General features: G+C 64.2%; 25 protein-coding genes and 1 tRNA gene. 11 read left to right on the top strand and 15 right to left on the bottom strand.

Translation table 11 applies throughout. From position 1 onward, the window contains the following. Nucleotides 1-69: 69 nt before the first annotated feature. Entirely contained in the window at nucleotides 70-696 is a 627-nt protein-coding gene (gene folE, locus DL891_RS04005) for a GTP cyclohydrolase I FolE (protein ID WP_111719150.1), read from the bottom strand. Further along, the gene (locus DL891_RS04000; protein ID WP_111719149.1) at nucleotides 696-1145 is read right to left on the bottom strand and encodes a hypothetical protein; all 450 of its coding nucleotides are present in this window, start codon (nucleotides 1143-1145) and stop codon (nucleotides 696-698) included. Before DL891_RS04000 ends, folE begins: the two co-directional genes overlap by 1 nt. A gap of 104 nt (nucleotides 1146-1249) precedes the next feature. Here DL891_RS04000 and DL891_RS03995 point away from each other — a divergent pair, with 104 nt between their 5' ends. The 4 genes from DL891_RS03995 (at nucleotide 1250) to DL891_RS03980 (ending at nucleotide 4935) form a co-directional block, all read left to right on the top strand. Then, entirely contained in the window at nucleotides 1250-1930 is a 681-nt protein-coding gene (locus DL891_RS03995) for a metalloregulator ArsR/SmtB family transcription factor (RefSeq protein WP_111719148.1), read from the top strand. A gap of 90 nt (nucleotides 1931-2020) precedes the next feature. Beyond that, nucleotides 2021-2710 (top strand): response regulator transcription factor, encoded by a 690-nt coding sequence (locus DL891_RS03990; protein WP_111719147.1) that lies wholly within the window; start codon nucleotides 2021-2023, stop codon nucleotides 2708-2710. Nucleotides 2711-2752: 42 nt separating this feature from the next. Next, entirely contained in the window at nucleotides 2753-4504 is a 1752-nt protein-coding gene (locus DL891_RS03985; RefSeq protein ID WP_111719146.1) for a cell wall metabolism sensor histidine kinase WalK, read from the top strand. Nucleotides 4505-4650: 146 nt separating this feature from the next. Continuing rightward, a complete protein-coding gene (locus DL891_RS03980; RefSeq protein ID WP_111719360.1) occupies nucleotides 4651-4935 on the top strand; it encodes a WXG100 family type VII secretion target in 285 nt (94 codons plus the stop codon). Between the two features lie 148 nt (nucleotides 4936-5083). Here the strand turns inward: DL891_RS03980 and groL are convergent, their stop codons facing one another. The 4 genes from groL to DL891_RS03960 all read right to left on the bottom strand — a co-directional run bounded on the left by groL (nucleotide 5084) and on the right by DL891_RS03960 (nucleotide 8853). After that, the gene (groL, locus tag DL891_RS03975; RefSeq protein ID WP_111719145.1) at nucleotides 5084-6703 is read right to left on the bottom strand and encodes a chaperonin GroEL; all 1620 of its coding nucleotides are present in this window, start codon (nucleotides 6701-6703) and stop codon (nucleotides 5084-5086) included. Between the two features lie 174 nt (nucleotides 6704-6877). Next, the gene (locus tag DL891_RS03970) at nucleotides 6878-7957 is read right to left on the bottom strand and encodes a DUF3048 domain-containing protein (protein WP_111719144.1); all 1080 of its coding nucleotides are present in this window, start codon (nucleotides 7955-7957) and stop codon (nucleotides 6878-6880) included. A gap of 57 nt (nucleotides 7958-8014) precedes the next feature. Then, entirely contained in the window at nucleotides 8015-8557 is a 543-nt protein-coding gene (locus DL891_RS03965) for a LytR C-terminal domain-containing protein (RefSeq protein WP_111719143.1), read from the bottom strand. Between the two features lie 5 nt (nucleotides 8558-8562). Continuing rightward, nucleotides 8563-8853 carry a DUF3263 domain-containing protein gene (locus DL891_RS03960; protein WP_111719142.1) on the bottom strand — a complete coding sequence of 97 codons (291 nt, stop codon included), beginning with the start codon at nucleotides 8851-8853 and terminating at the stop codon, nucleotides 8563-8565. A 308-nt stretch (nucleotides 8854-9161) separates the two neighbouring features. Here DL891_RS03960 and msrB point away from each other — a divergent pair, with 308 nt between their 5' ends. Both msrB and DL891_RS03950 read left to right on the top strand, forming a co-directional pair. Next, nucleotides 9162-9569, top strand: a complete 408-nt coding sequence (gene msrB, locus DL891_RS03955; RefSeq protein ID WP_111719141.1) for a peptide-methionine (R)-S-oxide reductase MsrB — start codon at nucleotides 9162-9164, stop codon at nucleotides 9567-9569. Then, complete coding sequence (locus DL891_RS03950) at nucleotides 9566-10132, top strand: nitroreductase family protein (RefSeq protein WP_111719140.1); 567 nt, start codon at nucleotides 9566-9568, stop codon at nucleotides 10130-10132. Before msrB ends, DL891_RS03950 begins: the two co-directional genes overlap by 4 nt. A gap of 30 nt (nucleotides 10133-10162) precedes the next feature. Here DL891_RS03950 and DL891_RS03945 read toward each other — a convergent pair whose 3' ends face one another. From DL891_RS03945 to DL891_RS03935, 3 genes are all read right to left on the bottom strand, one after another. Then, nucleotides 10163-11233: a DMT family transporter gene (locus DL891_RS03945; protein WP_111719139.1), complete on the bottom strand. Its 1071-nt coding sequence runs from the start codon at nucleotides 11231-11233 to the stop codon at nucleotides 10163-10165. 108 nt (nucleotides 11234-11341) lie between these two features. Continuing rightward, nucleotides 11342-11414 (bottom strand) — tRNA-Thr (locus tag DL891_RS03940). Nucleotides 11415-11464: 50 nt separating this feature from the next. Further along, nucleotides 11465-12400 carry a thioredoxin domain-containing protein gene (locus tag DL891_RS03935; protein WP_111719138.1) on the bottom strand — a complete coding sequence of 312 codons (936 nt, stop codon included), beginning with the start codon at nucleotides 12398-12400 and terminating at the stop codon, nucleotides 11465-11467. 339 nt (nucleotides 12401-12739) lie between these two features. On the opposite strand from DL891_RS03935, the gene DL891_RS03930 reads away from it, so the two are divergent. Together DL891_RS03930 and DL891_RS03925 are read left to right on the top strand one after the other, a co-directional pair. Next, on the top strand, nucleotides 12740-13837 hold the full coding sequence (locus tag DL891_RS03930) for an ABC transporter ATP-binding protein (RefSeq protein WP_111719137.1): 1098 nt from the start codon (nucleotides 12740-12742) through the stop codon (nucleotides 13835-13837). 33 nt (nucleotides 13838-13870) lie between these two features. After that, entirely contained in the window at nucleotides 13871-15202 is a 1332-nt protein-coding gene (locus tag DL891_RS03925; protein ID WP_111719136.1) for a DUF4032 domain-containing protein, read from the top strand. 65 nt (nucleotides 15203-15267) lie between these two features. Here DL891_RS03925 and DL891_RS03920 read toward each other — a convergent pair whose 3' ends face one another. The 4 genes from DL891_RS03920 to cysS form a co-directional block, all read right to left on the bottom strand. Beyond that, a complete protein-coding gene (locus DL891_RS03920; RefSeq protein WP_111719135.1) occupies nucleotides 15268-16404 on the bottom strand; it encodes a GTPase family protein in 1137 nt (378 codons plus the stop codon). A 218-nt stretch (nucleotides 16405-16622) separates the two neighbouring features. Continuing rightward, nucleotides 16623-17972, bottom strand: a complete 1350-nt coding sequence (locus tag DL891_RS03915) for an MFS transporter (protein WP_198668765.1) — start codon at nucleotides 17970-17972, stop codon at nucleotides 16623-16625. Nucleotides 17973-17978: 6 nt separating this feature from the next. After that, complete coding sequence (rlmB, locus tag DL891_RS03910; protein ID WP_111719134.1) at nucleotides 17979-19031, bottom strand: 23S rRNA (guanosine(2251)-2'-O)-methyltransferase RlmB; 1053 nt, start codon at nucleotides 19029-19031, stop codon at nucleotides 17979-17981. Between the two features lie 9 nt (nucleotides 19032-19040). Beyond that, nucleotides 19041-20477, bottom strand: a complete 1437-nt coding sequence (gene cysS / locus DL891_RS03905; protein WP_111719133.1) for a cysteine--tRNA ligase — start codon at nucleotides 20475-20477, stop codon at nucleotides 19041-19043. A 258-nt stretch (nucleotides 20478-20735) separates the two neighbouring features. On the opposite strand from cysS, the gene DL891_RS03900 reads away from it, so the two are divergent. Continuing rightward, nucleotides 20736-21209, top strand: a complete 474-nt coding sequence (locus tag DL891_RS03900; RefSeq protein ID WP_111719132.1) for a hypothetical protein — start codon at nucleotides 20736-20738, stop codon at nucleotides 21207-21209. A gap of 200 nt (nucleotides 21210-21409) precedes the next feature. Here DL891_RS03900 and DL891_RS03895 read toward each other — a convergent pair whose 3' ends face one another. Then, the gene (locus tag DL891_RS03895) at nucleotides 21410-22087 is read right to left on the bottom strand and encodes a response regulator transcription factor (protein WP_111719131.1); all 678 of its coding nucleotides are present in this window, start codon (nucleotides 22085-22087) and stop codon (nucleotides 21410-21412) included. Then, the gene (locus DL891_RS03890; RefSeq protein ID WP_111719130.1) at nucleotides 22084-23217 is read right to left on the bottom strand and encodes a cell wall metabolism sensor histidine kinase WalK; all 1134 of its coding nucleotides are present in this window, start codon (nucleotides 23215-23217) and stop codon (nucleotides 22084-22086) included. Before DL891_RS03890 ends, DL891_RS03895 begins: the two co-directional genes overlap by 4 nt. Before the next feature lie 189 nt (nucleotides 23218-23406). On the opposite strand from DL891_RS03890, the gene phoU reads away from it, so the two are divergent. Continuing rightward, complete coding sequence (phoU, locus tag DL891_RS03885; protein ID WP_111719129.1) at nucleotides 23407-24066, top strand: phosphate signaling complex protein PhoU; 660 nt, start codon at nucleotides 23407-23409, stop codon at nucleotides 24064-24066. 392 nt (nucleotides 24067-24458) lie between these two features. After that, a complete protein-coding gene (locus tag DL891_RS03880) occupies nucleotides 24459-25391 on the top strand; it encodes a DUF222 domain-containing protein (RefSeq protein WP_111719128.1) in 933 nt (310 codons plus the stop codon). The last annotated feature ends 56 nt before the right edge of the window (nucleotides 25392-25447 follow it).

Here is a 25447-nt window from a genome sequence, read left to right as displayed (position 1 = left end):
TTCATCCTCTCATTGACGCGTTCCCACGCCTGACCGGCTCCGGCGCCCGACCCGTGTGCACCCCGTCGGTCAGGAGCGCAGCCCGACGAGAGTGAAGAACTCCTGCCGGGAACGCGAGTCCTCCCGCAAGCACCCGTGAAGCGCGCTGGTGACCGTGTGTGATCCGTGCACCTTCACCCCGCGCAACGACATGCATTGGTGTTCCGCCTCGAGGACCACCCCGACGCCGCGAGGCTGCAGGTTCTCCTCCAACCAGTCGGCCACGTTCTTGGTGAGTCGCTCCTGCACCTGAAGATCCAATGCAAACAACTCCAGCACGCGGGCCAGTTTGGACAGGCCGATGATGCGATCCCCCGGGAGATAACCGATATGGGCCACACCCGAGAATGGCAACAAGTGGTGTTCACAGAGTGAATGGAAGGGAATGTCCCGCACCAGAACCAACTCGTCGTAGCCCTCCTCGTTCTCGAACGTCGTCAGGTCGAACTCTCGCGGAGTGAGCATCTCGGCGAAGGCCTGGGCGACGCGACGCGGTGTCTCGGCCAGGTGCGGGTTGGTGACATCCTTCCCGAGTGCTCGCAGCAGGTCGCTGATAGCACGTCGAGCAGCCTCCTCATCGATCGGTGCCGAGTTCTGCACCACGTGGAGGCCTGCTCCGGTGCGCGCCGGGCGGTTGATCAGCGTGATCACAGACATCAGATGAAGAATCTCGAGGTGCGTCCGTCATGTGCGAAGGAGAGGCGGTACAGCGCCAGTGCGGCGATCAACAGGCCGAAGTCGCGAAGCGCGACATCGAAGAAGCCGGGCAGGATGAGCAGGTTGACGATGATCCCCGCGAGCCAGAGGGCGACAACCAGGGAGCCGAGCCGCGGACGAACGGCGACCAGGATACCGGCGATGATTTCGATCACGCCGACCACGAACATGAATTGTTGAGCCGTCATCGGCACCACGTCGGTCACCAGATGTGGCAGGTACTGCGGCCAATACGTGAGCAGGTTGAAGAACTTGTCCAGGCCGAAGATGATCGGGGCGATGGTGAAGACGGTGCGCAACAGGCCGAAGGCCTGCTTTGACGGGTCCGCCCACCCGACCTTCCTCAGCGGCTCCACGCGCGCGGCGCTCTCGGTGGTCTGACTGGTCATGATGGTTCCCTTCTGACACAAATCTCTAAAGCCGTACATTTGAACTTTAGATTCTCCGCGCTTCTTCTGTCAAGCATTTTCACTTTTAGAGTTAGAATGATGCCATGAACTCCCCCGACTTCCGCGCCTCCCTCGCCGCCGTCACCGCGCTCGATGACCCCTCCCGGCTCGCCCTGTACGAGTTCGTCGCCGGCCGCGACGAGCCGACATCCCGCGACGAGGCGGCCTCCGCCCTCGGGCTCACCCGCAGCACCGCAGCCTTCCAGCTGGATCGACTGGCCGATGACGGCCTGCTCAACGTCGAGTTCCGTCGCCTGACGGGGAAGACCGGTCCCGGGTCGGGACGTCCCGCCAAGCTGTACCGCCGCGCCGACACCGAGGTGACGGTATCCGTTCCGTCTCGTCAGTACGAGTTGGCCGGCGACCTCATGGCCGAGGCCATCGACGAGTCCAATAACACAGGCGAGCAGGTAGCGCAGGCGTTGGCTCGAATCGCCCGCGACCGGGGCCGGGCGATGGGAGCATCGGCCGGTGACTTCGTCACGGCACTGGAACAGGGCGGCTACGAACCCAGGGAGGATCCCGCCGGTGGACTCGTGATGGGCAACTGCCCCTTCCATCGCCTCTCAGAGAATCATCGCGATACCGTCTGTTCGCTCAATTTCGAGCTGGTATCCGGGATCGCTGAAGGCGCCACGGGCTGCGAATGCAGCATCAGGAGCGAGCCCGGGGCCGGGCGATGCTGCGTTCGGGCAGTGACCGCCGCCGCTGTGGCCGATCCGTGAACCAAACGATCAGGTGTCGAACAGGAGGGCCCGGGAACCCCTCGAACGAACTCCCAGACTGCTTTCAGCTAACACGCAGATACTTGGGTCATGGACGGACCACGCATACTCATAGTTGACGACGAGCCCAACATTCGCGATCTCCTGACGACAAGCCTTCGCTTCGCCGGCTTCGCAGTTCGCGCAGTGGGAAATGGTGCTCAGACGATTTCGGCAGTACTCGAAGAGGAACCTGATTTGATCATCCTCGACGTGATGCTCCCCGACATGAACGGTTTCAGCGTGACCAAGCGCCTGCGCTCGGCAGGCTACACCGCCCCGATTCTCTTTCTCACCGCGAAGGACGACACCGAGGACAAGATCACCGGGCTGACCGTGGGCGGCGACGACTACGTCACCAAGCCGTTCAGCCTCGATGAGATCGTCGCCCGCATCAAGGCGATCCTCAGACGCACCATGCACGCCGAAGAAGACGCGATCATTCGTACCGGCGAATTGACCATGGACCAGGACACCCATGAGGTATTGGTCGGCGAGGAGTCGATCGAGCTCAGCCCCACCGAGTTCAAGCTGCTGCGCTATCTCATGCTCAACCCGAACCGGGTACTCAGCAAGGCTCAGATCCTCGACCACGTCTGGGAATACGATTTCAACGGCGACGCCGGCATCGTCGAGTCCTACATCTCGTACCTCCGTCGCAAGCTCGATGTGCACTCGGTCGAGCCGCTGATCCAGACCAAGCGTGGATTCGGATACATGCTCAAGGCTGCCAAGGCATAATCAAGGCACCACTCACGATGCCCTGAGGAGACTGCCCTGCCCATGCACCCAACCCTGTCGGAACGGTGGAATGCGGTTTCCCTGCGCTCCAAGATCACGGGCGTCACGGTTCTGGTCCTGACTTTCGGCCTTCTGGTCTCAGGCATCGGCACCATGGCCATGATCAAGCCGAAACTCGTCGACCAACTCGACGCACAATTGGAATCCACCGCGTCCGGCAACCTGAACTCCTTTTTGCCGCAGGCGGTGGAGAGCCCCAATATCGTGAAATCTGAAAGCGGTGACTCCGAGTATTTCGTCGCGCTTTTCGACGCCTACGGCAACCTGGTCAACCGCAACTGGATGGACACTCCGAGCGCAAAGCTCCCGGTATTGCCCACCAACCTCACGCTGGAGACCGGCCAGATATTGACCAAGCAGTCGATCCTCGAGCTTCACAGCCTCGACCGTCGCACCGACTTCCACGCCGTGGCGCGCGAGATCGCCTTCCAGGTTCCCAATGGCGCCCGGGGCACAGCCATCATCGCGGTCGCCACGTCCTCGGTCGACGCGGTGATGGCCACGTACCTGGCGATATTTCTCGGCTTCGGCATCGCCGTGGTCGCTTTCGGCGCCCTGCTGACCCGAGTGATGGTGACCAGCACCTTTGCTCCCCTGCGCGAGGTGGAGCAGACCGCGGCCGCGATCGCCGAAGGCGACTTCAGTCAACGATTGCCCGGCCCGACGCCAAACACCGAGGTCGGCCGCCTCAATCGTTCGCTCAACACCATGCTCAGCCGTATCGACCGAGCGTTCCTCGACCGGGCACGCACGATCGACCAGATGCGCCGCTTTGTCGGTGACGCCAGTCACGAACTACGCACCCCGCTCGTCTCTGTGCGCGGTTACGCCGAGCTCTACCGGATGGGCGCCCTGCAGTCGCCCGAGGAAGTCGCCCAGGCGATGGACCGCATCGAGAAGGAGGCCATCCGCATGGGCGGCCTGGTCGAGGACCTGTTGGAGCTCGCCCGGCTCGACGAGACCCGGCCGAGGGAAGTGGGTCCGGTCGACCTGGTGCCCATCGCGCGCGATGCCGCACTGGATGCCATGGCGAGTGCTCCGGGCAGGGTGGTCACCGTGGTGACCAACAATCTGGCTGTGACCGACACCCCCCTGATGACCCTGACGAAGCAGGGGGAGAGCCCTTCAGGCGATTTGCCGGAGGCGTCGGGGGCGACCGCGGCCACCGCCCCACTTTCGACGCATTCCGCCCCCGTCGCCAAAGATGATCCCGCCCCGAGCACCGGCCCGATCGCACTTGCCGGCGCCACCATCGCCCGTCTTCGGGGGCGTCGCGTTCGAAAACCGCCAGCACAACGGGCTGGGGCACCAGTGCAGCCGCCGGAACCTCGGCCGCAGGCTCACCCCACGGCCCCGGCATCAGCGATCGTGCTCGGCGAGGAGAACAAGTTGCGCCAAGTTGTGACGAATCTGATGGGCAACGCCGCCCGATTCACGAACATCGACACCCCCATCGAGATCGCTGTGGCCGTGGATGAGGCGAACCGCCGGGCGACGCTGGAGGTCATCGACCACGGCGAAGGCATCCCCGAACAGATTCGACAGAAGATCTTTCAGCGATTCTGGCGGGCCGACTCGTCGCGCACGAGGGAGACCGGGGGCAGCGGCCTGGGACTGGCCATCGTCTCGTCGATCGTTTCCTCCCACGGCGGGGTCGTGGAGGCGCTGGAGACCCCCGGTGGCGGCGCCACATTCCGGGTCACCCTTCCCCTCCTCGTCGACGACGAGAACTAGCACCTCTCCCCCGAACCCGCCCTTCAGAGTGAGTCCCCGCGTCTGTCTTCGTACTGTGGGTCGTGCAGGCCCGTTGTGGGCCGCACCGAACCGGAGACAGCGAGCCGGGTGGAACGAGCCGGATAGATCGAACCGAAGGAGTGACCGTGCGGTATCACGTCGATAGCGAGGTCGTAGACGGCCAGGCTGCAGCGATCAGGGCCACCATGGGGCGACTGGAGGCAGAGAGCAACAATCTGAAGAACCAGTTGACCCAATTGGAATCCGCATGGAGCGGTCAGGCGGCCACCGCGTTCCAGGCGATCGCAGCGTCGTGGTACGTGACCCACCAGCGCATGGAGGAAGACCTCGGCTCCATCGCGGGCGCATTGACCCATGCCGGCCGACAGTACGCAGACATCGAACAGGCCAACGCCCGCCTCTTCGCATAGTCGGTACGCTCAGCGGCCTGCTCAGGGGCCCGATCAGCGGCCCACACTGCTCCATCGGCCAGGGACGATCGCGCCGTTAACGATGGCCGGGCGCCTCCCGAAGGAGACGCCCGGCCATTCAATCATTCAGCTGCGGTGCAGTTCAGACTTAGAAGTCCATGCCACCCGACGGGTCACCCATCGGCGGAGCAGACTTCTCGGGCTTCTCTGCCACAACCACCTCGGTGGTCAAGAACAGGCCGGCGATCGACGCGGCGTTGACCAGCGCGGAGCGCGTCACCTTCACCGGGTCGTTGATGCCAGCAGCCAGCATGTCGACGTACTCACCGGTCTGGGCGTTCAAGCCGTAACCGATGTCCAAGTGGCGCACCTTCTCGGCGACCACACCGGGCTCGAGGCCCGCGTTGGCAGCGATCTGCTTGAGCGGGGCGTCGATGGCAACCTTGACGATGTTCGCGCCGGTTGCCTCGTCGCCGGTGAGCTCCAGCTTCTCGAACGCGTCTTTGCCCGCCTGGATGAGCGCCACGCCGCCACCGGCGACGATGCCCTCTTCGACGGCAGCCTTCGCGTTGCGAACGGCGTCTTCGATGCGGTGCTTACGCTCCTTGAGCTCGACCTCGGTCGCGGCTCCGGCCTTGATCACTGCAACACCGCCGGCGAGCTTCGCCAGGCGCTCCTGCAGCTTCTCGCGGTCGTAGTCGCTGTCGGTGTTCTCGATCTCGTTGCGGATCTGCTGCACGCGGCCGGCAATCTGCTCGGCGTCGCCGCCACCGTCGACGATGGTGGTCTCATCCTTGGTGATGACAACCTTCCGCGCGGTGCCCAGCAGGTCGAGGGTGACGTTCTCGAGCTTGAGACCGACCTCCTCGGCGATGACCTGGCCACCGGTGAGGATGGCGATGTCCTGCAGCTGGGCCTTGCGACGGTCACCGAAGCCCGGAGCCTTGACGGCAACCGACTTGAAGATGCCACGGATCTTGTTGACCACGAGAGTGGCCAGCGCTTCGCCATCAACGTCTTCTGCGATGATCAGCAGCTGCTTGCCCGACTGGATGACCTTGTCGACGATCGGCAGCAGGTCCTTGATCGCGGAGATCTTGGAGTTGACGATGAGGACGTAGGGGTCTTCGAAGACGGCTTCCTGGCGGTCTGCGTCGGTCACGAAGTATGCCGACAGGAAACCCTTGTCGAAGCGCATGCCCTCGGTGAGCTCGAGCTCGGTGCCGAAGGTGTTCGACTCCTCGACGGTGACGACGCCTTCCTTGCCGACCTTGTCGATCGCCTCGGCGATGATCGCACCGATGGTCTCGTCTCCAGCAGAGATCGAGGCGGTGGCCGCGATCTCTTCCTTGGTCTCAATCGGCTTCGCGTTGGCGATGAGCCTCTCGACAACAGCCTCAACTGCCTTGTCGATTCCACGCTTCAGGCTGATCGGGTCGGCGCCGGCTGCGACGTTTCGCAGGCCTTCGCGAACCAGTGCCTGGGCGAGGACGGTCGCCGTGGTGGTTCCGTCGCCGGCCACGTCGTCGGTCTTCTTTGCGACCTCCTTGACGAGCTCGGCACCGATCTTCTCGTAGGGATCGTCCAGCTCGATCTCCTTGGCGATGGACACGCCATCGTTGGTGATCGTGGGGGCACCCCACTTCTTCTCAAGAACCACGTTGCGGCCGCGCGGCCCAAGGGTGATCTTGACGGTGTCGGCCAGGGTGTTCAGGCCCCGCTCGAGACCGCGACGGGCTTCTTCGTTAAAAGCAATCATCTTTGCCATGTGTGTTTTTCGTCCCTCCCGGACGTCTATAAAAGACTCGGACTCGTTAGCACTCGGATCGATAGAGTGCTAACACAATATTGGCACTCGACACCGCCGAGTGCAAGTAGAGACGAATCGAACCCGACATTCTGCCAGCATCGGGGGCGCCGACGGGGCCGTTGAACCGAGTGCTCAGGAGGTTGGCGGCGTCAGAGACACCGATCCGCTGCCGTTGGGCACCAACTGAAACCAGGAGTTTCCGGGCGCAAGCCGCACAGTGGCCCCCTGCCCGTCCACCAGGCGGATCGGAGCCTCGGCCGACTTCTTGCTCCAGGTCACCCTGATCGACTTGCCCTCGCTCGATACGAAAGCGGTGCCCTTGCCGACCACCGTCGGCCACGGAATGTAGCCGTAGCGCCAATCGGTGTCGACGACCATGCTGATGACGTTGGTCGCGTGCAACTGTTTGCCGCTGGCGTCGAGGTCTTTACCGTCACGAGTGCTGCGCAACCAGGTGCCACTCTTCTCGCTCCATGCCCATGCCACCGTGCGGATGTCACTCATGACGTCGGTGATCTTGGCTGTGGGCTCGCCGTCCTTCGCCGCAGTCGATGATGGGCCGTCGAGAGAGAACGCGAATTGGACCGGGGGTGCGGCAAGGTCGGCATGTTGGGCCACCAGATCCTGGGCACGCAGGATCACGTCGTGCGGCGCCGATCGATCGTCGGCACGATAAAAGACGCTGTCTGTGGATGCCTGACCATGTATTGCGTTGAAAACGGGGGTGTTCAGCATCTTGTCAACAAACATCTGCTGTCCACCGGAGTACGCGATGATTCCGTTGAAGGCTGAGGCGATCTGAGGGTCAACCGGTCGGATCGACCGCACCGGTCCGATCAGCTTCGGAATATCCGACTGCCAGACAGCCAGATAGCGCGTCAATCCGCCCTCGACGAGGATTTCGAAGACGAGGTCGGCCTGGTTCAGGCCGATCTGCGGCCGGGCGGCCTCGTGGTTGTCGATCTTCACACTCAGCGCCGGGTTCGCCAGACTTCCGGCGGGCACTGTCACACCAGTCAGCGGGGCAATCGCGGTCGGGTCGGGCGTGACATAGGTGGAGCTGAAACTCGGGCTTGGAGCCGGAGTGGCTGACGCAGACGCCGCTGGTTGTGGTTCATCGGGGCTGCACCCGGCCATCGCGAACACCAATGACCCCACGATCAGGGCGATGGCTGGTGTGCGCAGGCGGGCGAGCGGCTGGAGAATAGTCACGTCCGACAGACTAATACGCGAACTTGCCAATCTCCCTGTCACCGCGTGCTCTGCCGGTCACCGGAAGTCGGCGCCCAGCACGACCATCAACTGTGCCCCGGTCTCTGCGATGCTCGGCGAGAGCGCGGTCGGCGCATCGCCGACCTCCTGTGCGAGGGCCAGCGCCGCGCCCAGATCGTCCGAGTAGGCATAGTAGACAATGGTTTCCTGGATCGAGCGATCACTGGCGTTGTTGCGTGTTCCGATCTTCCAGCCGCTCGCGGACAACGTGTCTCCGACCTGGTCGGCGATACCGTCGGTCTCGCTCCCGTTCAGCACGGTCACGGTGAGATCCCGGTTGATTGCGATCTCCGCCGCAGGCTTGGAGGAGGCCGAGGCCACGGGCTCCGACCCCGTTCCGGAACCGGCCCCCAGGTTGATGCGCCCACTTGCGATGAACAGGCCAGCCACCCCCACCGCGACCAGCACGATGACGATGATCGCTGCCCATGCGAACCGCTTCCACGCCGAGCCCCGTTTGGGCGGGGCGCGATGCGCTCCGACCCTTTTCAGCCCGTCGGGAATCTCGTCGAATCGATCAGGTGGGTATGAGGTGGCCATGATGTCTAGTCGTGCTGTCCTTCGCTGTGGTTCCGGGCATTTGCACGGGCATCGCGCACCCGTTGGAGTCGTTTGACGAGCATCGGATCATGCACGAGTGCTGCCTGCGACTGGATCAAAGAGCGCAGCAACTGATAATACCGGGCCGCAGAGAGGTCGAACTCCCGGCGGATGGCTTCTTCTTTGGCACCACCGTGTTTCCACCACTGGCGTTCGAAGTCCAGAATCCGCTTGTCGCGGTCGGAGAGCGCGGGCGGAGGCGCCGACTCGGAGTCCTTCATGCGTGCGGTGCTCATCGTCCTCCTTCGCTCGACACTGTGAGATCGACACTGTGAGATCGACACCGTGGGATCGACACCGTGGGATCGTCGGTCGCGGATGGGCTGCTGGGCGCCCACATCCCGACCAATCCTAATTGCGCGCGTGCGGCTGCCGCGTCAGGCGCACGGCCGGTGCCGTGCCCGGAGCCGCAACTCGCCGGAATGATCAGGAATGTCCGACACTCGCGCCCTGTTGTCTACAGAGTCGGCATCCCGTCACGTCGACGCGCCTTCACAGTGACACCCAAGCACAGTGATACCCAATCCGGGAGAGAATGAGAACCATGACAAGGATTGAACGAACTGATTCCGAGTGGCGCGAGCTGCTGAGCACCGAGCAGTACGCCGTCTTGCGCAAGGCCGGCACCGAGCGCCCGTGGACGGGTGAATTGCTCGACGAATCCCGTGCCGGAACCTACACCTGCGCCGCCTGCGGTGCCGAACTCTTCCAGAGCGGCACGAAGTTCGACGCCGGCTGCGGTTGGCCGAGCTTCTACGAGTCGGTGCGCCCCGAGGCAGTCACCCTGCTCGAGGACAACACGCTCGGAATGAAGCGCACCGAGGTGCGCTGCGCGGCCTGCGACTCCCACCTCGGGCATGTCTTCGATGACGGATTCGGCACGCCCACCGGCGACCGCTACTGCATGAACTCCGTTTCGCTGGGGTTCACGCCGGCAGACGAGACCGAGTGAGCACCGTCGGGCCCGCGACATCCGCATACGAGGCGGTCCTTGCGCGCCGCTCCTACTCGAAGGTGACCGACGACGCGCCCAGTCGAGACGAACTCCTCCCGCTGGTGGCCGCCGTCAGCCGGGTCGCCGACCACAGCAACCTCAATCCGTGGCGTCTGGTCGAGCTCCGCGGCCAGGCACGTGAGCAGTTGGGTCGGGCGTTCGCCAAGGACGCGAAGCTGACCGGGCACGCCGCCGACAAACTGGCGGCGAAGCCCCTGCGGGCGCCCCTGCTGATCGCGGTGATTGCGGTGCGTCGCCCGAGTGAGAAGGTTCCGAAGTGGGAGCAGGATGCGACCGCAGCGGGTGTGGCGCACCTGCTCAGTCTGCTGCTGCACGAATCCGGCTGGGGTGTGATGTGGCGAACAGGAAGCCACACCCGTTCGAAGGCCGTCGCCAAGGTGCACGGTTTGGCATCGAATGAGCGCCTGCTCGGTTGGCTCTACGTCGGCGGCATCGCGCAGCCGCAGACCGGCGGCGGCAAGAGACCCGTCGACCCCGAACAGTTCCTTTCGGCCTTGTGACCGCGGACCGGTTCGCGGTCGCACTCGGGGTCACAACGTTCGGCGGCGCAGACTCGCCACGGTGACCCCGATGAGGGACACTCCCACAGCGAGCACGGTGATGACGCTCAATTGACTGCCCTCTGTCGGCCAGAACAGGTCGATCACGAGGGCCGAGACCAACTGTCCGCTGATGATGCCGAGGCCCATCAGGAGCACCCCGGTGGTGCGCACCAGAGCCGCAGACGCGCCGATCAGAATGCAGCCGAGCAAGCCCCCGCTGTACAACCACGGCTCGGCCGGAAAGCCGCTCGGCCAGTCCGCGAACAGTGCCCGAATGAGCACAGCCGCCACCAGCACGATCGTGCCGGCGGCAAAGCTGGTGAACGTGGCTGTGAGAGCGCTGTCGGCCACGACCCGCACCCGACCGTTGACCGCCTGCTGCCAGCCGGTGCCCAGCCCGGCGAGGAACGGGAGGATGAGCATCCACTCCGGGATCTCGGTGCGAACCTGCGACGACACTGCCCAGACCACGGCGGCCAGCACCAGCGTCGCCCCCAGGACGCGTTGCCCACTGAGGGTGCGTTTGAAGTCGGCCGCGTAGCCGGTTCGGTCGATCAGCAGGCCGGCGAGCATCTGGCCGGCGACGCCTGCGATCGTGAACGAGGCGATGCCGAGAACGGCGGCCGTCAACGTCTGCGAGAGTGCGAATAGTGCTCCCGCACAGCCGCCGAGTAGATAGCTGAACGGCAACCGCTGTTCCCGGAGCGCCGTTCTCACCCGGCCGATGCCGCGCCGACCCACCGGTGATAGTGCCAGCGCCACAGCCAGGATGAGCAGCCCCGAACCGAATGACAGTGCGGCCGCGATGAAACCATCGTCGAGCCGACGGCCGAGCTCGCCGTTGACCCGAGATTGGGTGGCTGAAATCGCGCCGATCCCCAGCGCGACGGCGAGCGCCAGCGCAACCGGGGCAGGGCGCCGGGCCCTGACGGTGGGGCTGCCCGCGCCAGCAGCGTGGGCAGCGCCTGCCGCACGAGCGGCGCCTGCGGGACCGGTAGCGTCTGCGGAGTCCTCGCCGACCGCGGCGATCTCATCTGTAGTCTCTGGCACGTGGGACATGGTCGCACATTTCGGCGGCGCCCGCGCCGGGAAAGAGCACCCGCGCGATGCGCACTGTGGGCACAAACGACGAAGCCCCAGAACACGTGGTTCTGGGGCTTCTGTCGGGGCCGGCCACGGGACTCGAACCCGTAACCTTCGCTTTACAAGAGCGGTGCGCTACCAATTGCGCCAGGCCGGCAGGACACCGAGGTGGCACGACGTGCGCGCCGACAAGGTGCCAGCATTATCCTAACCGGCTGGACTCGGCGACGGTGACGGCGCGTCGGATGGCGCCTCAGACGGCGTCGACGACTCGTAGGCGGCGCCCGCGGCTTCCTGGATGAACTGCGCGAACTCCTTCGGATCCTGGATGCTGCCCTGGTAGTACTTGCCGTTGACGACCACCGTCGGGGTGCCCTTCAACTCGTCGACGTTGGAGTTCGGGATGGGCTGTCCGAGTGCGCGGTCGGTGGCTGCGTTCGCCCACGGCTTGAACTGCTGGTCGACGATGCAGCTGTTGATCGCCGACTGATTCTCCACCTTCGAATCGGCCGTGATTTTCTGGATCTCCTCGTCGGTCAGTCCGGTCGAGCCTTCTTTCGGCTGGCTCTTGAACATCAGCTCGTTGAAATCGAAGAACTGGTTGGGCGAATAGTTCGCCACACAGGCCGCGGCGTTCGTGGCCCGGAGTGAATACTTCGTTCCGGAAGACTGGTTGACCAGCATGGCGAGCGGGTGTACCTCGAGAGTCGCAGCGCCGCTGTTCAACCATTCCCTGATCTGAGCGTTGTTGGTCGCCTCGAACATGCCACACGCCGGGCAGAGGTAGTCGAGGTAAACCCTGATCTGCACCACATCGCCGGTGGTGTTGGGCGTGGTTGGAATCGGGGCGTCACCCATGGCGAGCGCCGGAGTGGTCTGGGCGACCAGGCCCTCACCGATCACGATGCCGTCACTGGCCATGTTCTTGGGCCCGGGTCCGGCTGGCTTCAGCGTGTTCACAAGGATGAGCGCGACCACCGCAACGATTGCGATGATCCCGATGACCACGCCACCCTGGACCAGAATCTTGTTGCGGCGCTCCCGCTTCTTCTGCGCCTCGCGCAGTTCGCGTGCCTTTTCGCGCGCCGCTTCGCGCCTTTCGTTCTTCGTCGGACGATTGTCAGCCGAACCGGAAATGGTCATTGAGTCTCAACCTCTTGGTAGGTGGGAAGCGCTGCTGGTCCTGTCGGACACACGCAGCCAAGTCTATGCAAACGCAACCCCGATCCTAGAGCCACGATCTGAGTGTTCCAAACACGGGGGCTCCATTCACAGGCTGTTTCAAAGGTAGAACCGTGCGACCGCTGCCGAAGTGGCCCTGGAGCGCCTCGTGCTGACCCCTCGGAGTGGTCGTGACATACTAAAACCAGCGATGCCCCGCCTGCCCGGCCGGTCTGGTTCGTCAGCGGTTTCGCCACAACTGAATATCATCCATTCACTACGGATCGTCCGGCACGTACCTGCCGGTGAAGGAGAAGCATCATGGCCACTGTCACATTCGAGAAGGCGACTCGCCTGTATCCCGGCTCCACCCGTCCCGCCGTCGACGCACTCGACCTCGATGTCGAAGACGGTGAGTTCTTGGTTCTGGTCGGCCCGTCCGGTTGCGGAAAGTCCACGTCGCTGCGCATGCTCGCCGGCCTGGAAGAAGTCACTGAGGGTCGCATCCTGATCGGCGACCGCGACGTCACCGACATGCCGCCGAAAGACCGCGACATCGCTATGGTCTTCCAGAACTACGCCCTGTACCCCCATATGACGGTGGCTGAGAACATGGGCTTCGCCCTGAAGATCGCCGGCGTGAACAAGGACGAGCGCGCCGCCCGTGTGCTCGAGGCCGCCAAGCTGCTCGATCTCGAACCGTACCTCGCTCGCAAGCCCAAAGCGCTCTCCGGTGGCCAGCGCCAGCGGGTGGCAATGGGTCGCGCGATCGTGCGCAGCCCCCAGGTGTTCCTGATGGATGAGCCGCTCTCCAACCTCGATGCGAAGCTGCGCGTGCAGACGCGCACCCAAATCTCGTCGCTCACCCGGCGGCTGGGGGTCACCACCGTTTACGTGACACATGACCAGGTCGAGGCACTGACCATGGGCGACCGCATTGCCGTGCTCAAAGACGGTGTGCTGCAGCAGGTCGGCACGCCACGCGACCTGTACGCGAATCCGGAGAACGTCTTCGTCGCCGGCTTCATCGGCAGCCCTGCGATGAACCTGTTCCATGCCGACAAGGCCGACGGGGGCATCCGCTTCGGCAACACCATCATTCCACTCGAACGGGCAGCCCTTGACGCGGCATCGGGAACCGCAGTCACCGTCGGGGTGCGTCCGGAAGATGTTATCGTCTCGACAACCGGCACCGAGGGTCTGCCGGTCGAGGTCGACCTTGTCGAAGAGCTCGGCGCCGACGGCTACCTGTACGGGCACACCGAGATCAACGGCCAGCGCACCGACATCGTCGCACGCGTGGACGGACGCTCACACCCGAACGCCGGAGACCGGGTTCACCTGACTCCGAAATTGGGCCATGTGCACGCCTTTGACACCGAGAGCGGCCTTCGACTGGTACACGCAATCGTTGACTAGCAGGCAGGCTGTTGGGGCGAGCGGCGTGCGGCCATGACCGGCTCCCTCAGCATCACCGCGGCCAGCCCCGACCCGGCGTTGCTCGACCTGCCGTGGCGCGAACCACTGGCCGAGTGGCCCGCGCGGTACATCGCCGCACTACCCAAAGGACTCTCCAGGCACCTGGTGAGGTTCGCACACCTCTCCGGCCATGTCATCGCGATCAAAGAGACATCGGAGGAGTTCGCCCGCAGTGAGTACGAAATGCTGCGAACGTTGCAGAAGCTCGACGTGCCGTGCGTGGAACCACTCGCGGTGATCACCAATCGCACCGATGGGTCTGGTGAACCGTTGGACTCGGTGCTCGTCACCCGGCACCTCAAGTTCTCACTTCCGTACCGCGCGCTCTACTCGCAGGCTTTGCGGCCGGAGACGGCGACCCGGTTGGTCGACGCCCTGGCGGTGCTTCTGGTGCGACTCCACACGATCGGTTTCTTCTGGGGCGATGTCTCCCTGTCGAACACGTTGTTCCGTCGCGATGCCGGCTCGTTCGCCGCCTACCTCGTCGACGCAGAGACCGGACGCCTGCATCCTGGTGGTCTGTCGAACGGGCAGCGCGAACACGATCTGGAGATAGCCCGGGTGAACATCGCGGGCGAGCTGATGGACCTGGAGGCGGGTGGTCGCATCGACGCGAGCCTCGACCCGGTCGCCGTCAGTGAGGGCATCATTGCGGCGTACCGGTCACTCTGGGGAGAGTTGACCGGCTCCGAATCATTCTCCACCTCCGAACGCTGGCGCATCAATGAACGCGTGGGCCGATTGAATGAACTGGGCTTCGATATAGGCGAGCTGGCGATCACCACCGACGAGTCTGGGCGCAGGGTGCGCATCCAACCGAAGGTGGTGGATGCCGGGCACCACCAGCGGCGACTGCTGCGGCTGACCGGGCTCGACGTCGAAGAGAATCAGGCCAGGCGGTTGCTGAACGATCTCGATTCATACACGCTCGCCTTTGACAAGCAACAACTCGACGAGGAGATGGTGGCTCACGAGTGGGTGATGCGCGTGTTCGAACCGATTGTCAATGCGATCCCCCGCGAGCTGAAGGGAAAGCTGGAACCGGCCGAGGTGTTCCACCAACTGCTGGAACACCGTTGGTTCCTCTCGCAGAACGAGATGCGTGACGTGCCCCTCGCCGAGGCGCTCTCGTCGTATATCCAGCACGTGTTGCGGTTTCGTCGTGACGAAGCGGCCTTGTTCAACCCGCCCACCGGAACCCTGACCATGCCCCTGCCGGTGGTCGACGAGCCGGGGAGTGCTGTGCAGCCCGCAGGCTCGGACAGCACTGCGGATGCCGCCGACGACTGGCGCGATCGCGTCTAGCGGCTCGCCCTCCCGGCGTGAGCCGCGTGACGCGGGCCGCGGGCGGGGCTCCTCTGGCCGCAAAGTCACGAGGCGGATACTTTCTTTCGCACTTTTTTGAACCAGACAGCGAATTGCGTTTGGAACAGCTCACGCACCAGCTTGTTGTCGACTCCCCCGTCGACTCCCTTGAGCCTGCCCTGAGTGAGCTCGCCGCACACGACAGCCCACGCGTATCCGACGGCCATGGTGAACGTACTCGCCACCCCTGCGGAGATCGCGCCGCCGGCAATCCACCCGGCCCCGGGAACCAGCTTCAACAGGCCCACCACGGCGCTTCTGCCGGCCGCCACCGCCGCTGTCGTCGCGACTGTCGCCGCCAGCGTTGCTGTCTCCACCTTGACGCCATAGATCGCTGCGACGGTTGCCATCATGCCGAGCTGGATCGGAACCAGTACGGCGGCGTCGGCGAAAGGGATTGGAACCGCGCCGACGGTTCCGGCCAGCCCCGCGGCCCCGCGGACAACACTCTTGGCCTTTTTGCGCTTTCGGCTCAGATCGATCTTCTGAGCCGCCGTGAAGGCGAGTTCTACGCCCTCGGGAGCAACACGAAAGGTGGCATCCACAAGATCCTTCAGACCATGTTGCACTTGGCCGGTGAAATCGTCACCGGTGGCCATCACGAAGATCGGACGGCCACCGGCGATCGGCAGGTTGAGTCTGATGATGTGATCCGCAAGAGCCACGGCGTCTCCGTGATACTCGCCGCCTCGCGACGGAACCTGCGTGAGAACGACGATGACGGGCAGACCGAGCTCATGCAGCCGGCGGATGAACTCCGCCTCGGTGTCCTCGAACCGGCGGTCGGTCGCGCGCACGCAGTACCAGGCCACGTGGATCTGCTCGGACAACGGGTTTTCGCGCTTGCTGTTGACGTACTCACCGAGCTCGCCGATGAGGGTGTCGGTGTCTTTGCCGATCTCAATGCCCCGCGTGTCGAACACGCCGAGAAACCCGGCGCGGTGCAGATAGAGGTGTTCCTCCCTTGTGACCGGCTCACCGATGCCGGTGGGCGCGACGTCCTCCCCGAACACTGCGTTGATCAGCGTGGACTTACCGACCCCCGTCTTCCCGAAGATCGCGAGATTGAAGCGGCCAATCCTGTTCGCCTCCTCCTGCCATTTCTGGCGGAACTCTTCATCGGACCAGCCGTCTTCCGTCATCACGCACTCTCCCTGGCGAACCTCGGTACCGAACCTGGACGCAGGGGCCTGCCCCTTCGCCTCAAGAACATGGTAACGGCAGGTCAAGCGCAGGCCGTCCAGGAAGATCCATCACGCGAATGTCAGGGAAGTGGTGCACCAGTCCTCGACACCGTCGCCACCATTGCCATCTCCCGCGCCTGCCTCACTTGGTCACCGGAGTCGCACTCCGGCGTCCATCAGCGGTTGCGTTCGCGCGTGAGCGTGTCGCGCCTCAGCCACGCCCAGCCGGCGGCGGCGACGCCGGGCACGACGGCGACCAGGAAGGCGCTCTGGTAGCCGAGCGACTCGACCAGTTGCCCGGAGATCGCCTGGCCGAGCCCGATTCCGATCGTCACTGCTGTTGTCACCCAGGCGAAGGCCTCACCCGACAGCCGGTCAGGCGCAACGCGGTCGACCAGGAGCGAATGCAGAGTCGCCTGTGGTGTGGACAGCATCCCGGAGATCATCAACACCACCGTCAACCAGATGAGACCCTCGGTGAAGCCAATCAGGCCGACCATGACCGTGAATCCGGCGAGCAGGACGGGCCCACGGATGTGCAGGGCTTTGGGCCACGGCTTTGCGGCGTAGAAAATTCCGAAGATCACAGATGTGATCGACCAGGCTCCGAGAAGGATACCTCCGAGAGCGGGGTGGCCAGCCTTGGTGGCCGCTGCCGGGATCGCCACCTCTGCGAAGCCGATCACGACGCCGAAGCCGAAAACCAACAGCAGCATGGTCTGCATCCCCGGCTGCCTGATCAGCTGCCGCGCAGGCTCCGAGCCTGCACCCGAGGTCACCCGCGTCGGGCGCCACGCACGCACGAGCGGGCTGGTGATGAATGCCACGGTTCCGACCGTGAAGAGAATGACCGTCACCGCAAGTCCGAGGCCCGCCCACGCTGAGGTCGCCAGAATGCCAGCCAGTGCTGGGCCAAGGATGAAGAACGTCTCCAAGCTGATCGCCTCGTAGGTGTAGGCGGCCTCCCGAACGCGCCCGGGAGGCAGCATCCGCCCCCACAGCCCGCGCGAGGCGGGCGGTAATGCCGGCTGAGCCGAGCCGAACAGAAAAGCGATTCCGATCAATGCGGCGAGTGGCGCGTGTGCCTCGATCGCGGCGAACAGCGCTACTGCCAGGCCCAGGAAGATGACGAGAACGCTGCCGAGGGTGCGAGTCGGCCCGAACCGGTCGATCAGTTTGCCTTGAATGACCGACCCGGCGGCCAATCCCAGCAGTTCCCCGCCGGCCACGAATCCGGCACTGGCGAAGGTGTCGGTCGTTCGCTGGATGTAGAACAGGATCGAGATACTTCCCATGGCGATCGGGAGGCGTGCGAGCAGGGAGGCCACAATCGGCCACGCCATACCCGGAGTGGCGAACGCCTCGCGATAGTCAGCCCGGGAGGCGCCGTGATGTTCCGGTGAGAACTCTTTGAGTTCCGACGAGATATGCACGCCGCCGGTGGGAGCCGTCGGCGGATGGCGGTCATCCGGGTCGAAGTGGTCCGCGGTCCGATCGTTCAGTTCTGGCGTCTCGTCGACAGTCACCGCCGGCTACTTGCCGCCGGCACGCAGCCGGGAGATCTCGTACAGTGTGACGCTCGCAGCGATACCGGCGTTCAGTGACTCGGTTGCCTCGCTGATCGGGATCGACACGATGGCGTCGCAGGTCTCGGTGACAAGGCGGGAGAGCCCTTTGCCCTCGCTGCCGACCACGACGACGATCGGCCGGTCTGCCAGTTCGAGCGACGGCAGCGCGGTGTCCCCGCCCCCGTCGAGGCCGATCACGAAGACTCCGGCCTTCTTGAACGCTTTGAGCGTCTGGGTGAGGTTGGCTGCCATGGCCACCGGCAACCGGGCTGCGGCACCCGCAGAGGTCTTCCAGGCTGCGGCGGTCACGCCGACCGAGCGCCTCTGCGGAACGATCACCCCGTGGCCGCCGAACGCGGCCACCGATCGGATGATCGCGCCGAGGTTGCGCGGGTCGGTGATTCCGTCCAAGGCGACGAAGAGCGGCTTCTGGGCGCGCGAGATCGTCTTCTGCAGCAGTGTCTCCGGGTCGGCGTACTCGTACGGGGGCACCTTCAGCGCGACCCCCTGGTGTACGGTGTCGTGCCCGCCCATGCGATCGAGCTCGGGGCGCATCACCTCAAGAATCGGGATGCCGTACTTCGTTGCCAGAGTCATCGCCTCCTTCACCCGGTCGTCCATGTCGATGCGGGTGGCCACGTAGAGCGCCGTGGCGGGAATGCGGGCTCTGATCGCCTCGAGAACGGAGTTGCGACCGGTCACCACCTCGGTGTCGTCGGCTTTGGCACCGCGGCGTTGCGGGTTTCCGCGTGTCTGCCCGCGGGTGTCCGGTTTGGCACCCTGACCCCGCCCGGACTGGCCACGACTGGCGCCCGGCTTGCCACCGGCGGCGGCGTAGCGCTCTTTGGCAGCCTTGGCCTTCCCCGCGGGATGATACGGGCGGTCTTCTGCCTTGGGGGTCGCTCCACGGCCCTCCAACGCCTGCCGTCCCTGCCCTCCGGAGCCGACTTGCGGCCCCTTGTTGGTCTTGCGCACCGCGCCGGGGCGGCCTGGCTTCTTCGATCCTGTACTTTTCACGCGCGCTGCCTACTCACTTGTCAAACTCCAATGTGCGCCGGTCGGGGTGTCTTCGATCTCGACGCCGGCTTCTGTCAGTTCATCACGAATCCGATCGGCCGTGGCCCAGTCCTGGCCGGCTCTGGCCGATGCGCGGTCGTCAAGCAACCGTTCAATCAGTGTGGCGAGGGCCTGCCGGGGTGCCGAGTCGGCTTTCGCCCGCCACTGCGGTGAGAGTGGGTTGATGCCGAGCACCTCGGTCATCGCGTAGACCTCGCCCCGCATAGTGGCCGCTGCGCCCAAATCTTCCGAGTCGAGAGCGGCGTTTCCGGCCCGCACCGCCTCATGCAGAACGGCGAGCGCCTGCGGCATCGCCAGGTCGTCGTCCATCGCCTGGCGAAATTCATCGGGCACGGTCTCCACACCCGATCCGGTGAAGCGGGTGTCGGTCAACCTGCGGTTGGCGCGCTCCAAGAAGCCCTCGATGCGGTCCAGTGCGGCCTCGGCCTCGGCCAGGGCGCCGTCATGGAAGTCAAGGTTCGACCGATAGTGCGCCGCTCCGAGGTAGTAGCGAACCACTTGGGGGCGTGCCTCGTGCAGCAGTTCAGCGGCATAGATGGAGTTGCCCAACGACTTGCTCATTTTCTGGGTGCCGATCGAAACGAGTCCGTTGTGCAACCAGTAGGTGGCGAAACCGTCGCCCGCAGCCCTCGATTGGGCCAGTTCGTTCTCGTGGTGGGGGAACCGCAGGTCGAGACCACCACCGTGGATATCGAACGAGGAGCCCAAGAACTTGGTGCTCATCGCCGAGCATTCGATGTGCCAACCCGGGCGCCCGAGCCCCCACGGGGCGTGCCAAGACGCCGAGTCGGGCTCGTCGGTTTTGTGTCCCTTCCACAGTGCGAAGTCGCGTGCGTCGCGCTTGCCACGCGGATCGGCATCCGGCGCAGCGTCCATGTTCTCGACCTTCTGGTGAGTGAGCTCTCCATAGGAGGGCCAACTGAGAGTGTCGAAGTAGACGTCGCCGGAGTCGTCGGGCGCGGCATACGCGTGACCGCGTTCAATCAGACGCTCGATCAGCTCGATCATTTCGGGGATGTTCCCGGTGGCACGCGGCTCATACGTGGGCGGCAGGATGCCGAGTGCGTCGTAACCCGCGGTGAACTCACGCTCGACCCTGTAGGCGAGCGCCCACCACTGTTCGTCGCTGCCGCCCTGTTGCGCCTCCCGGGCGCTCATCAGGATCTTGTCGTCGATGTCGGTGACGTTGCGCACCAGTGTCACGTTGAAGCCGGAATACGTCAGCCAGCGACGCAACTGGTCGTAGACCAGCGCTGACCGCAAGTGCCCGATGTGCGGCGACGACTGCACTGTGGGCCCGCAGACATAGATGCTGACGGCGCCGGGAGTGATCGGCGTGAAATCGGCGAGGGTCTGCGTTCGAGAGTCATAGAGTTGGAGTGCCACGCCCAAATCTTATCTGCCCCGGGCGGCCCCGGTCCCGTGTGTCTGTTGTGTTACACGATCAGTGGTTGCGGACCAGTGCTCGATCGCCTCGGTTGCCGGCCAACGCTTCACTGAATCGGCGACTTGTGGGCCTGCCGAAGTGCGCTGGTGAGGTCGCAGATAATAAACTAAGCTCGATTGACCCCTGTACCGCGCAGATTGGCCTGCGAAACGGTGGCACAGAACTTGATTTGCACCAAAACAATCCTGGAGGCTTGAGTGAAGGTCCGTATCGCGGCATCCGTCGTATTGGCAGTCGGCGTGCTACTCGGAACGAGCGCCTGCAACCTTCTCGTGCCCCAGGCGACCACCATCCAATATGACGCCGGCGACGGGGCGAACGTGGCCGTGGGCGAGATGCGCATCCTGAATGCGATCCTGATCACCGACGACAACCAGAACGCAAACCTTGTGGTGACGGTTGCGAACAACTCTGACGCCAACCAGTTGCTGAACATCGAGGTCGAAGGCCCCAGCACATCGGTGAAGAACGCGGTGCCGGTCAACAACACCACACTGAACGTGTTCGGCTCCGACCAGGCCCCCCAGCTGACTTTCAGCAACGTGGGCGTTCAGGCCGGCGCGCTGGCCCCGGTCTACTTCCAGTACGGTGACGCCGAGGGTCAACAACTCCTGGTGCCGGTACTGACCAGCGCGTTGGGGCCGTACAAGGGCCTCGAGCCAGTCAAGTAGCACTGTTCGCGGGTAGCAGGGTTTGCAAATAACACGTCTGCGAATAGCAGGGTTTGCAAATAACGCTGTTTGTGAGTAGCACCGTTTGCGAGTGGCACCGTTTGCGAGTGGTGCAGGTCGCGAGTGGTACTGGCTATTTGCAGTTCTGGTCGGCAGATGTTCCGACCGTCAGCTGTTCCTGCGGCTTGTAGCCCCGCCTGTCACCGCTCGAAGCGGTAGCCGAGGCCGCGCACGGTGACCAGTCTCACCGGGCTCGATGGTTCTGTTTCGATCTTTGAACGCAGACGCTTCACATGCACATCGAGCGTCTTGGTGTCGCCGACATAGTCGCTGCCCCAGACCCGGTCGATCAATTGGCCCCGAGTGAGCACCCTGCCGGCATTGCGCATCAAGTACTCGAGCAACTCGTATTCCTTCAGCGGCATGGCAACGGGAGCCCCGTCGACCTCGACCTGGTGACGTTCCAGATGCATTCGGACCGCTCCGGCTTCAAGCACTTCGAGGTCATCGGCGACCTCATCCCGACGCCGGCTCACCGCCTTGATACGCGCGAGCAGCTCGCGGCTCTTGTAGGGCTTGGTGACGTAGTCATCTGCCCCCAGCTCCAGACCGACCACGATGTCAATCTCGGAATCCTTCGCAGTGAGCATGATGATCGGCACGGCAGACGTTGCCCGAATGCGCCGGCAGACCTCGGTGCCGGCTATGCCCGGCAACATCAGGTCGAGCAGCACCAGGTCGAATCGCTTGCGTGCGAATTTCTCCAGTGCGGTCGGGCCATCCTCGGCTAGCTTGACCGTGTAGCCCTCCCTCTCGAGCAGATAGATGAGCGGTTCGCTCAGCGAGGGCTCGTCCTCCACGAGCAGGATGCGGGTCATGCGAGTTCCTCGTCGGCGAGCGGGATCCGGATGGTGAATGTCGAGCCGCGTCCCAGTTGAGACCAGGCCAGCACCTCGCCGCCGTGGTTCTCGACGGTGTGTTTGACGATGCTGAGGCCCAACCCGGTGCCACCGGTATGGCGGGACCGAGCCTGGTCCACCCGAAAGAATCGTTCGAAGATCCGCTCCAGGTCATCCGGGTCTATCCCTGATCCCTGGTCAGTGACGGCGATCTCGACAATCCCGTCGACAACTCGCACCCCGATCCCCACGCGCGACCCTTTCGCCGAGTAGACGATCGCGTTGGAGATCAGGTTCTGCACCGCGATCACGAGCAACGGCATGTCACCGTACACGTGGGCGCCCGTGGTGCCGCCAACAACGACATCCACCCGTCGCACCTCGGTTGCCACATCGTTCAGATCCAACGCCTGGCTGATCACGTCGTCGACGTTCACCAGATGGCGGCTGCCCAGTGCATCCGCCGCCTGCAGGCGCGACAGTTGGATGAGTTCCTGGGTGATCCTCCCCAACCTCGCCGATTCCGTCGTGAGTCGCTTGGCGAATTTCTTCACGCGCGCGGGGTCGCGGGAAGCCTCGCTCAAGGCCTCGGCCAGCAGGCTCACCGCCCCGATCGGGGTTTTCAGCTCGTGGCTGATGTTGGCCACGAAGTCGCGGCGAACATCATCGAGCCGATGCAGTTCGGTACGGTCATCGGCGAACAGAATCACGTACCGGGTGCCGAGTCGTGCCACGCGAACCGAGAGGAACAGGCTCGCCTCCCCCAGCGGCCCGCGGCTCACCTCGATCTCGCGGGTGACCGGATCTCCGGAATCCCGCACCTCGTCAACGATTTCGATCAACTCCGGATGCGCCAATGTGCGGTTCCAGATGAGCCCGAGCGCCAGTGCCCCGGGCGAGACCTTGACCACATTGTTGCTCGGGTCAAGCACGATCCCGGCCGATTCGAGAACGTCGAGCACCTGGTCGATACCGTCAGGAACGTTGGGGTTCACGACCTCCGCGGCACGCGCTCCCGTACCGGCGGCGTGGTGCATCAGCAGCACGAAACCCGCGCCAACCCCGATGCCGAGCGCGAGGGCTACGAGCACCAACCAGCCAGGATCCATAATGTTCAGGTTACTGACTTCTGATAGTCCCGGGGCGCGATGTCATGTGGAACCACGGATCGTTAGCCCAGTGTTCATCTGGGCGGCACCGCTCGTTCACGCCATTCCCGCAGGATGGGCAATGACGGGGTGTCCGCCGACCGGATCGCTAGACTTGACCGGCAGCCAAGAGTAAGGAATCAGACACGTATGCGCGCAGTCTTCCAGCAGGAACTTCAAGAAGTACAGGAGAGACTGGTCGAGATCTCCCGTCTGGTCACCCGCTCGATCGAACGGGCCACGCGCGCATTCAACGAGTCGGATGTGGCCTTGGCCGAGACCGTGATCGAGGACGACAACCAGATCGACGAGTTGGTCGTCAGTCTGGATGAGTTGTCGATCCAGATCCTCGCCCGTCAGCAGCCGGTCGCCCGCGACCTGCGGATGGTGGTCAGTGCGCTGCGAATCAGTTCCTCGCTCGAGCGCATGGGAGACATGGCCGAACACATCGCTCAGCTCGCCCGCTACCGGTTTCCGGACAAAGTTGTCCCCAAGGCGCTGCGCAGCACGTTTTTGGAGATGGGCCGTCTCGATGTCGCCATCTCGGAGAAGCTCACCGAGTTGTTGGTGACCGAGGACATCCGTCTGGCCGAAGAGATTCGCAATGACGACGACCAGATCGACGACCTGCACCTGAGCGTGTTCGACAAGATGCTGGGTGAGGCGTGGAAGGGCGGCACCGTCGTCACCGTCGACGCCACGCTTGCGAGCCGTTACCACGAGCGCTTTGCCGATCACGCGGTCTCCATCGCAAAAAAGGTTCAGTATCTCGCGACCGGTGACTGGCTGGGTGGGCCAGGCGAGGACTAGGGGCTCTCGGTGCGGAGGGGCCCTGGTAGTCACAGGCTCTCCTGATCACTGGCTTTGGTAATCACTGGCTCTGGTAATCACTGGCTCTGGTAATTACTGGCTCTGGTAACCCGTGACGCTGATGCCCCTGATCGGGTCCCCTCTCCCCCCGGGGCGCTCTGCCGCTGGAACATCCAATACTCGCGCGCCCACGAGGTTCGCGCCCCTGGCCCTGCCGCAGTTCGGAGGCCTCCTGCCTACTCCACGCGGGGAGCACTGTCCATCCAGATCGCGTGGTGCCGTCTTCGTGAGTTGAGCCCATTGGTGTGCCGCCCAGGCTGAAGAAATTGGAGTTATCCACAGCTCGTCTCTCTACTGCGGCGGATGTCGGTCGGTCATGATTGAATTCTTATATGGAACATATGTTCGATTCTCGCGAGAATGAAGAGCCTCGCTTGGCCGGGGCTCCGGCCGACTACCGGTTACCGGTTCAGTCGAACATCCCAACCAACCCGCCCGGGTTCGACGAGACCACTGGGGAAGATCGCGCACTCGCCGGCCCAGACGGGCTCCGCGCGGATGGACTCTGTACGGATGGGCTCGGTGCGGATGGGCTCGGTGCGGACGCACCCTGTGCCGACGAACTCGACACCGCCCGACTCGACACCGCCCGGCCCGACGCTGATGGGGCCTGTGCGGGTGCACCCGGTACCGGTGGACGCGAAGCTGACAGCTCCGGGGCTGATGAGTCGAGTGCCGACGAGTCTGCTGTAGTTGGGAACGCTGTCCTGGTTGGTGCCGGTGATGAGAAGGCGGCGGCGGCGATCGCCCGCACGGTGGCGATCCGGCAGCAGATGGGTGCCCTGCAGGCCCAGGAGTTGCACGAGTTGGCGACCCTGGCGGTGTGGGTGCGGGCCGGTAACACCGAACTGTACGGTTGTGACACGGCGATCGCGCACCGGTCCCTGGTCGCCGACCTCGCCGCGGCCCACCGGGTCTCTGACCGCGCCATGGGTCGCCGCCTCGCTGACGCGGAACGGTTCGTCACCGACTACCCGGCAGCGGTTGCCGCTCTCAACGACGGCCGCATCGACCTGGGCCATATCCGGGTGATCGCCGACCACGGCCTGCCCATCCAGGACGACACCGCCCGGTCCGTCTACGAACAGGCGGTGTTGGACAAAGCGGCCGACACCACCCCGGGCAGGCTCGGCCGGTACGCGCAACGGGCGGCCGCGACGTGCGGCGGGGTGACCTTTCAGCAACGGTACGACCTGGGCTGCTGCGGTGATTTCGGACAGCGGATTCGATTGAATTCTTACGCTGCCGTGGCTGGCTTTTGGTAATCGTAGTGCACTTCGTTGGGGCGCCGGTAGCCGAGCGCCGAGTGCCGGCGTCGACT

The sequence above is a fragment of the Homoserinimonas sp. OAct 916 genome (assembly GCF_003260275.1).
GTDB lineage: Bacteria > Actinomycetota > Actinomycetes > Actinomycetales > Microbacteriaceae > OACT-916.
Note: the sequence above shows the minus strand (reverse complement) of the source record. Positions and strands in the feature narration are given on the sequence as shown.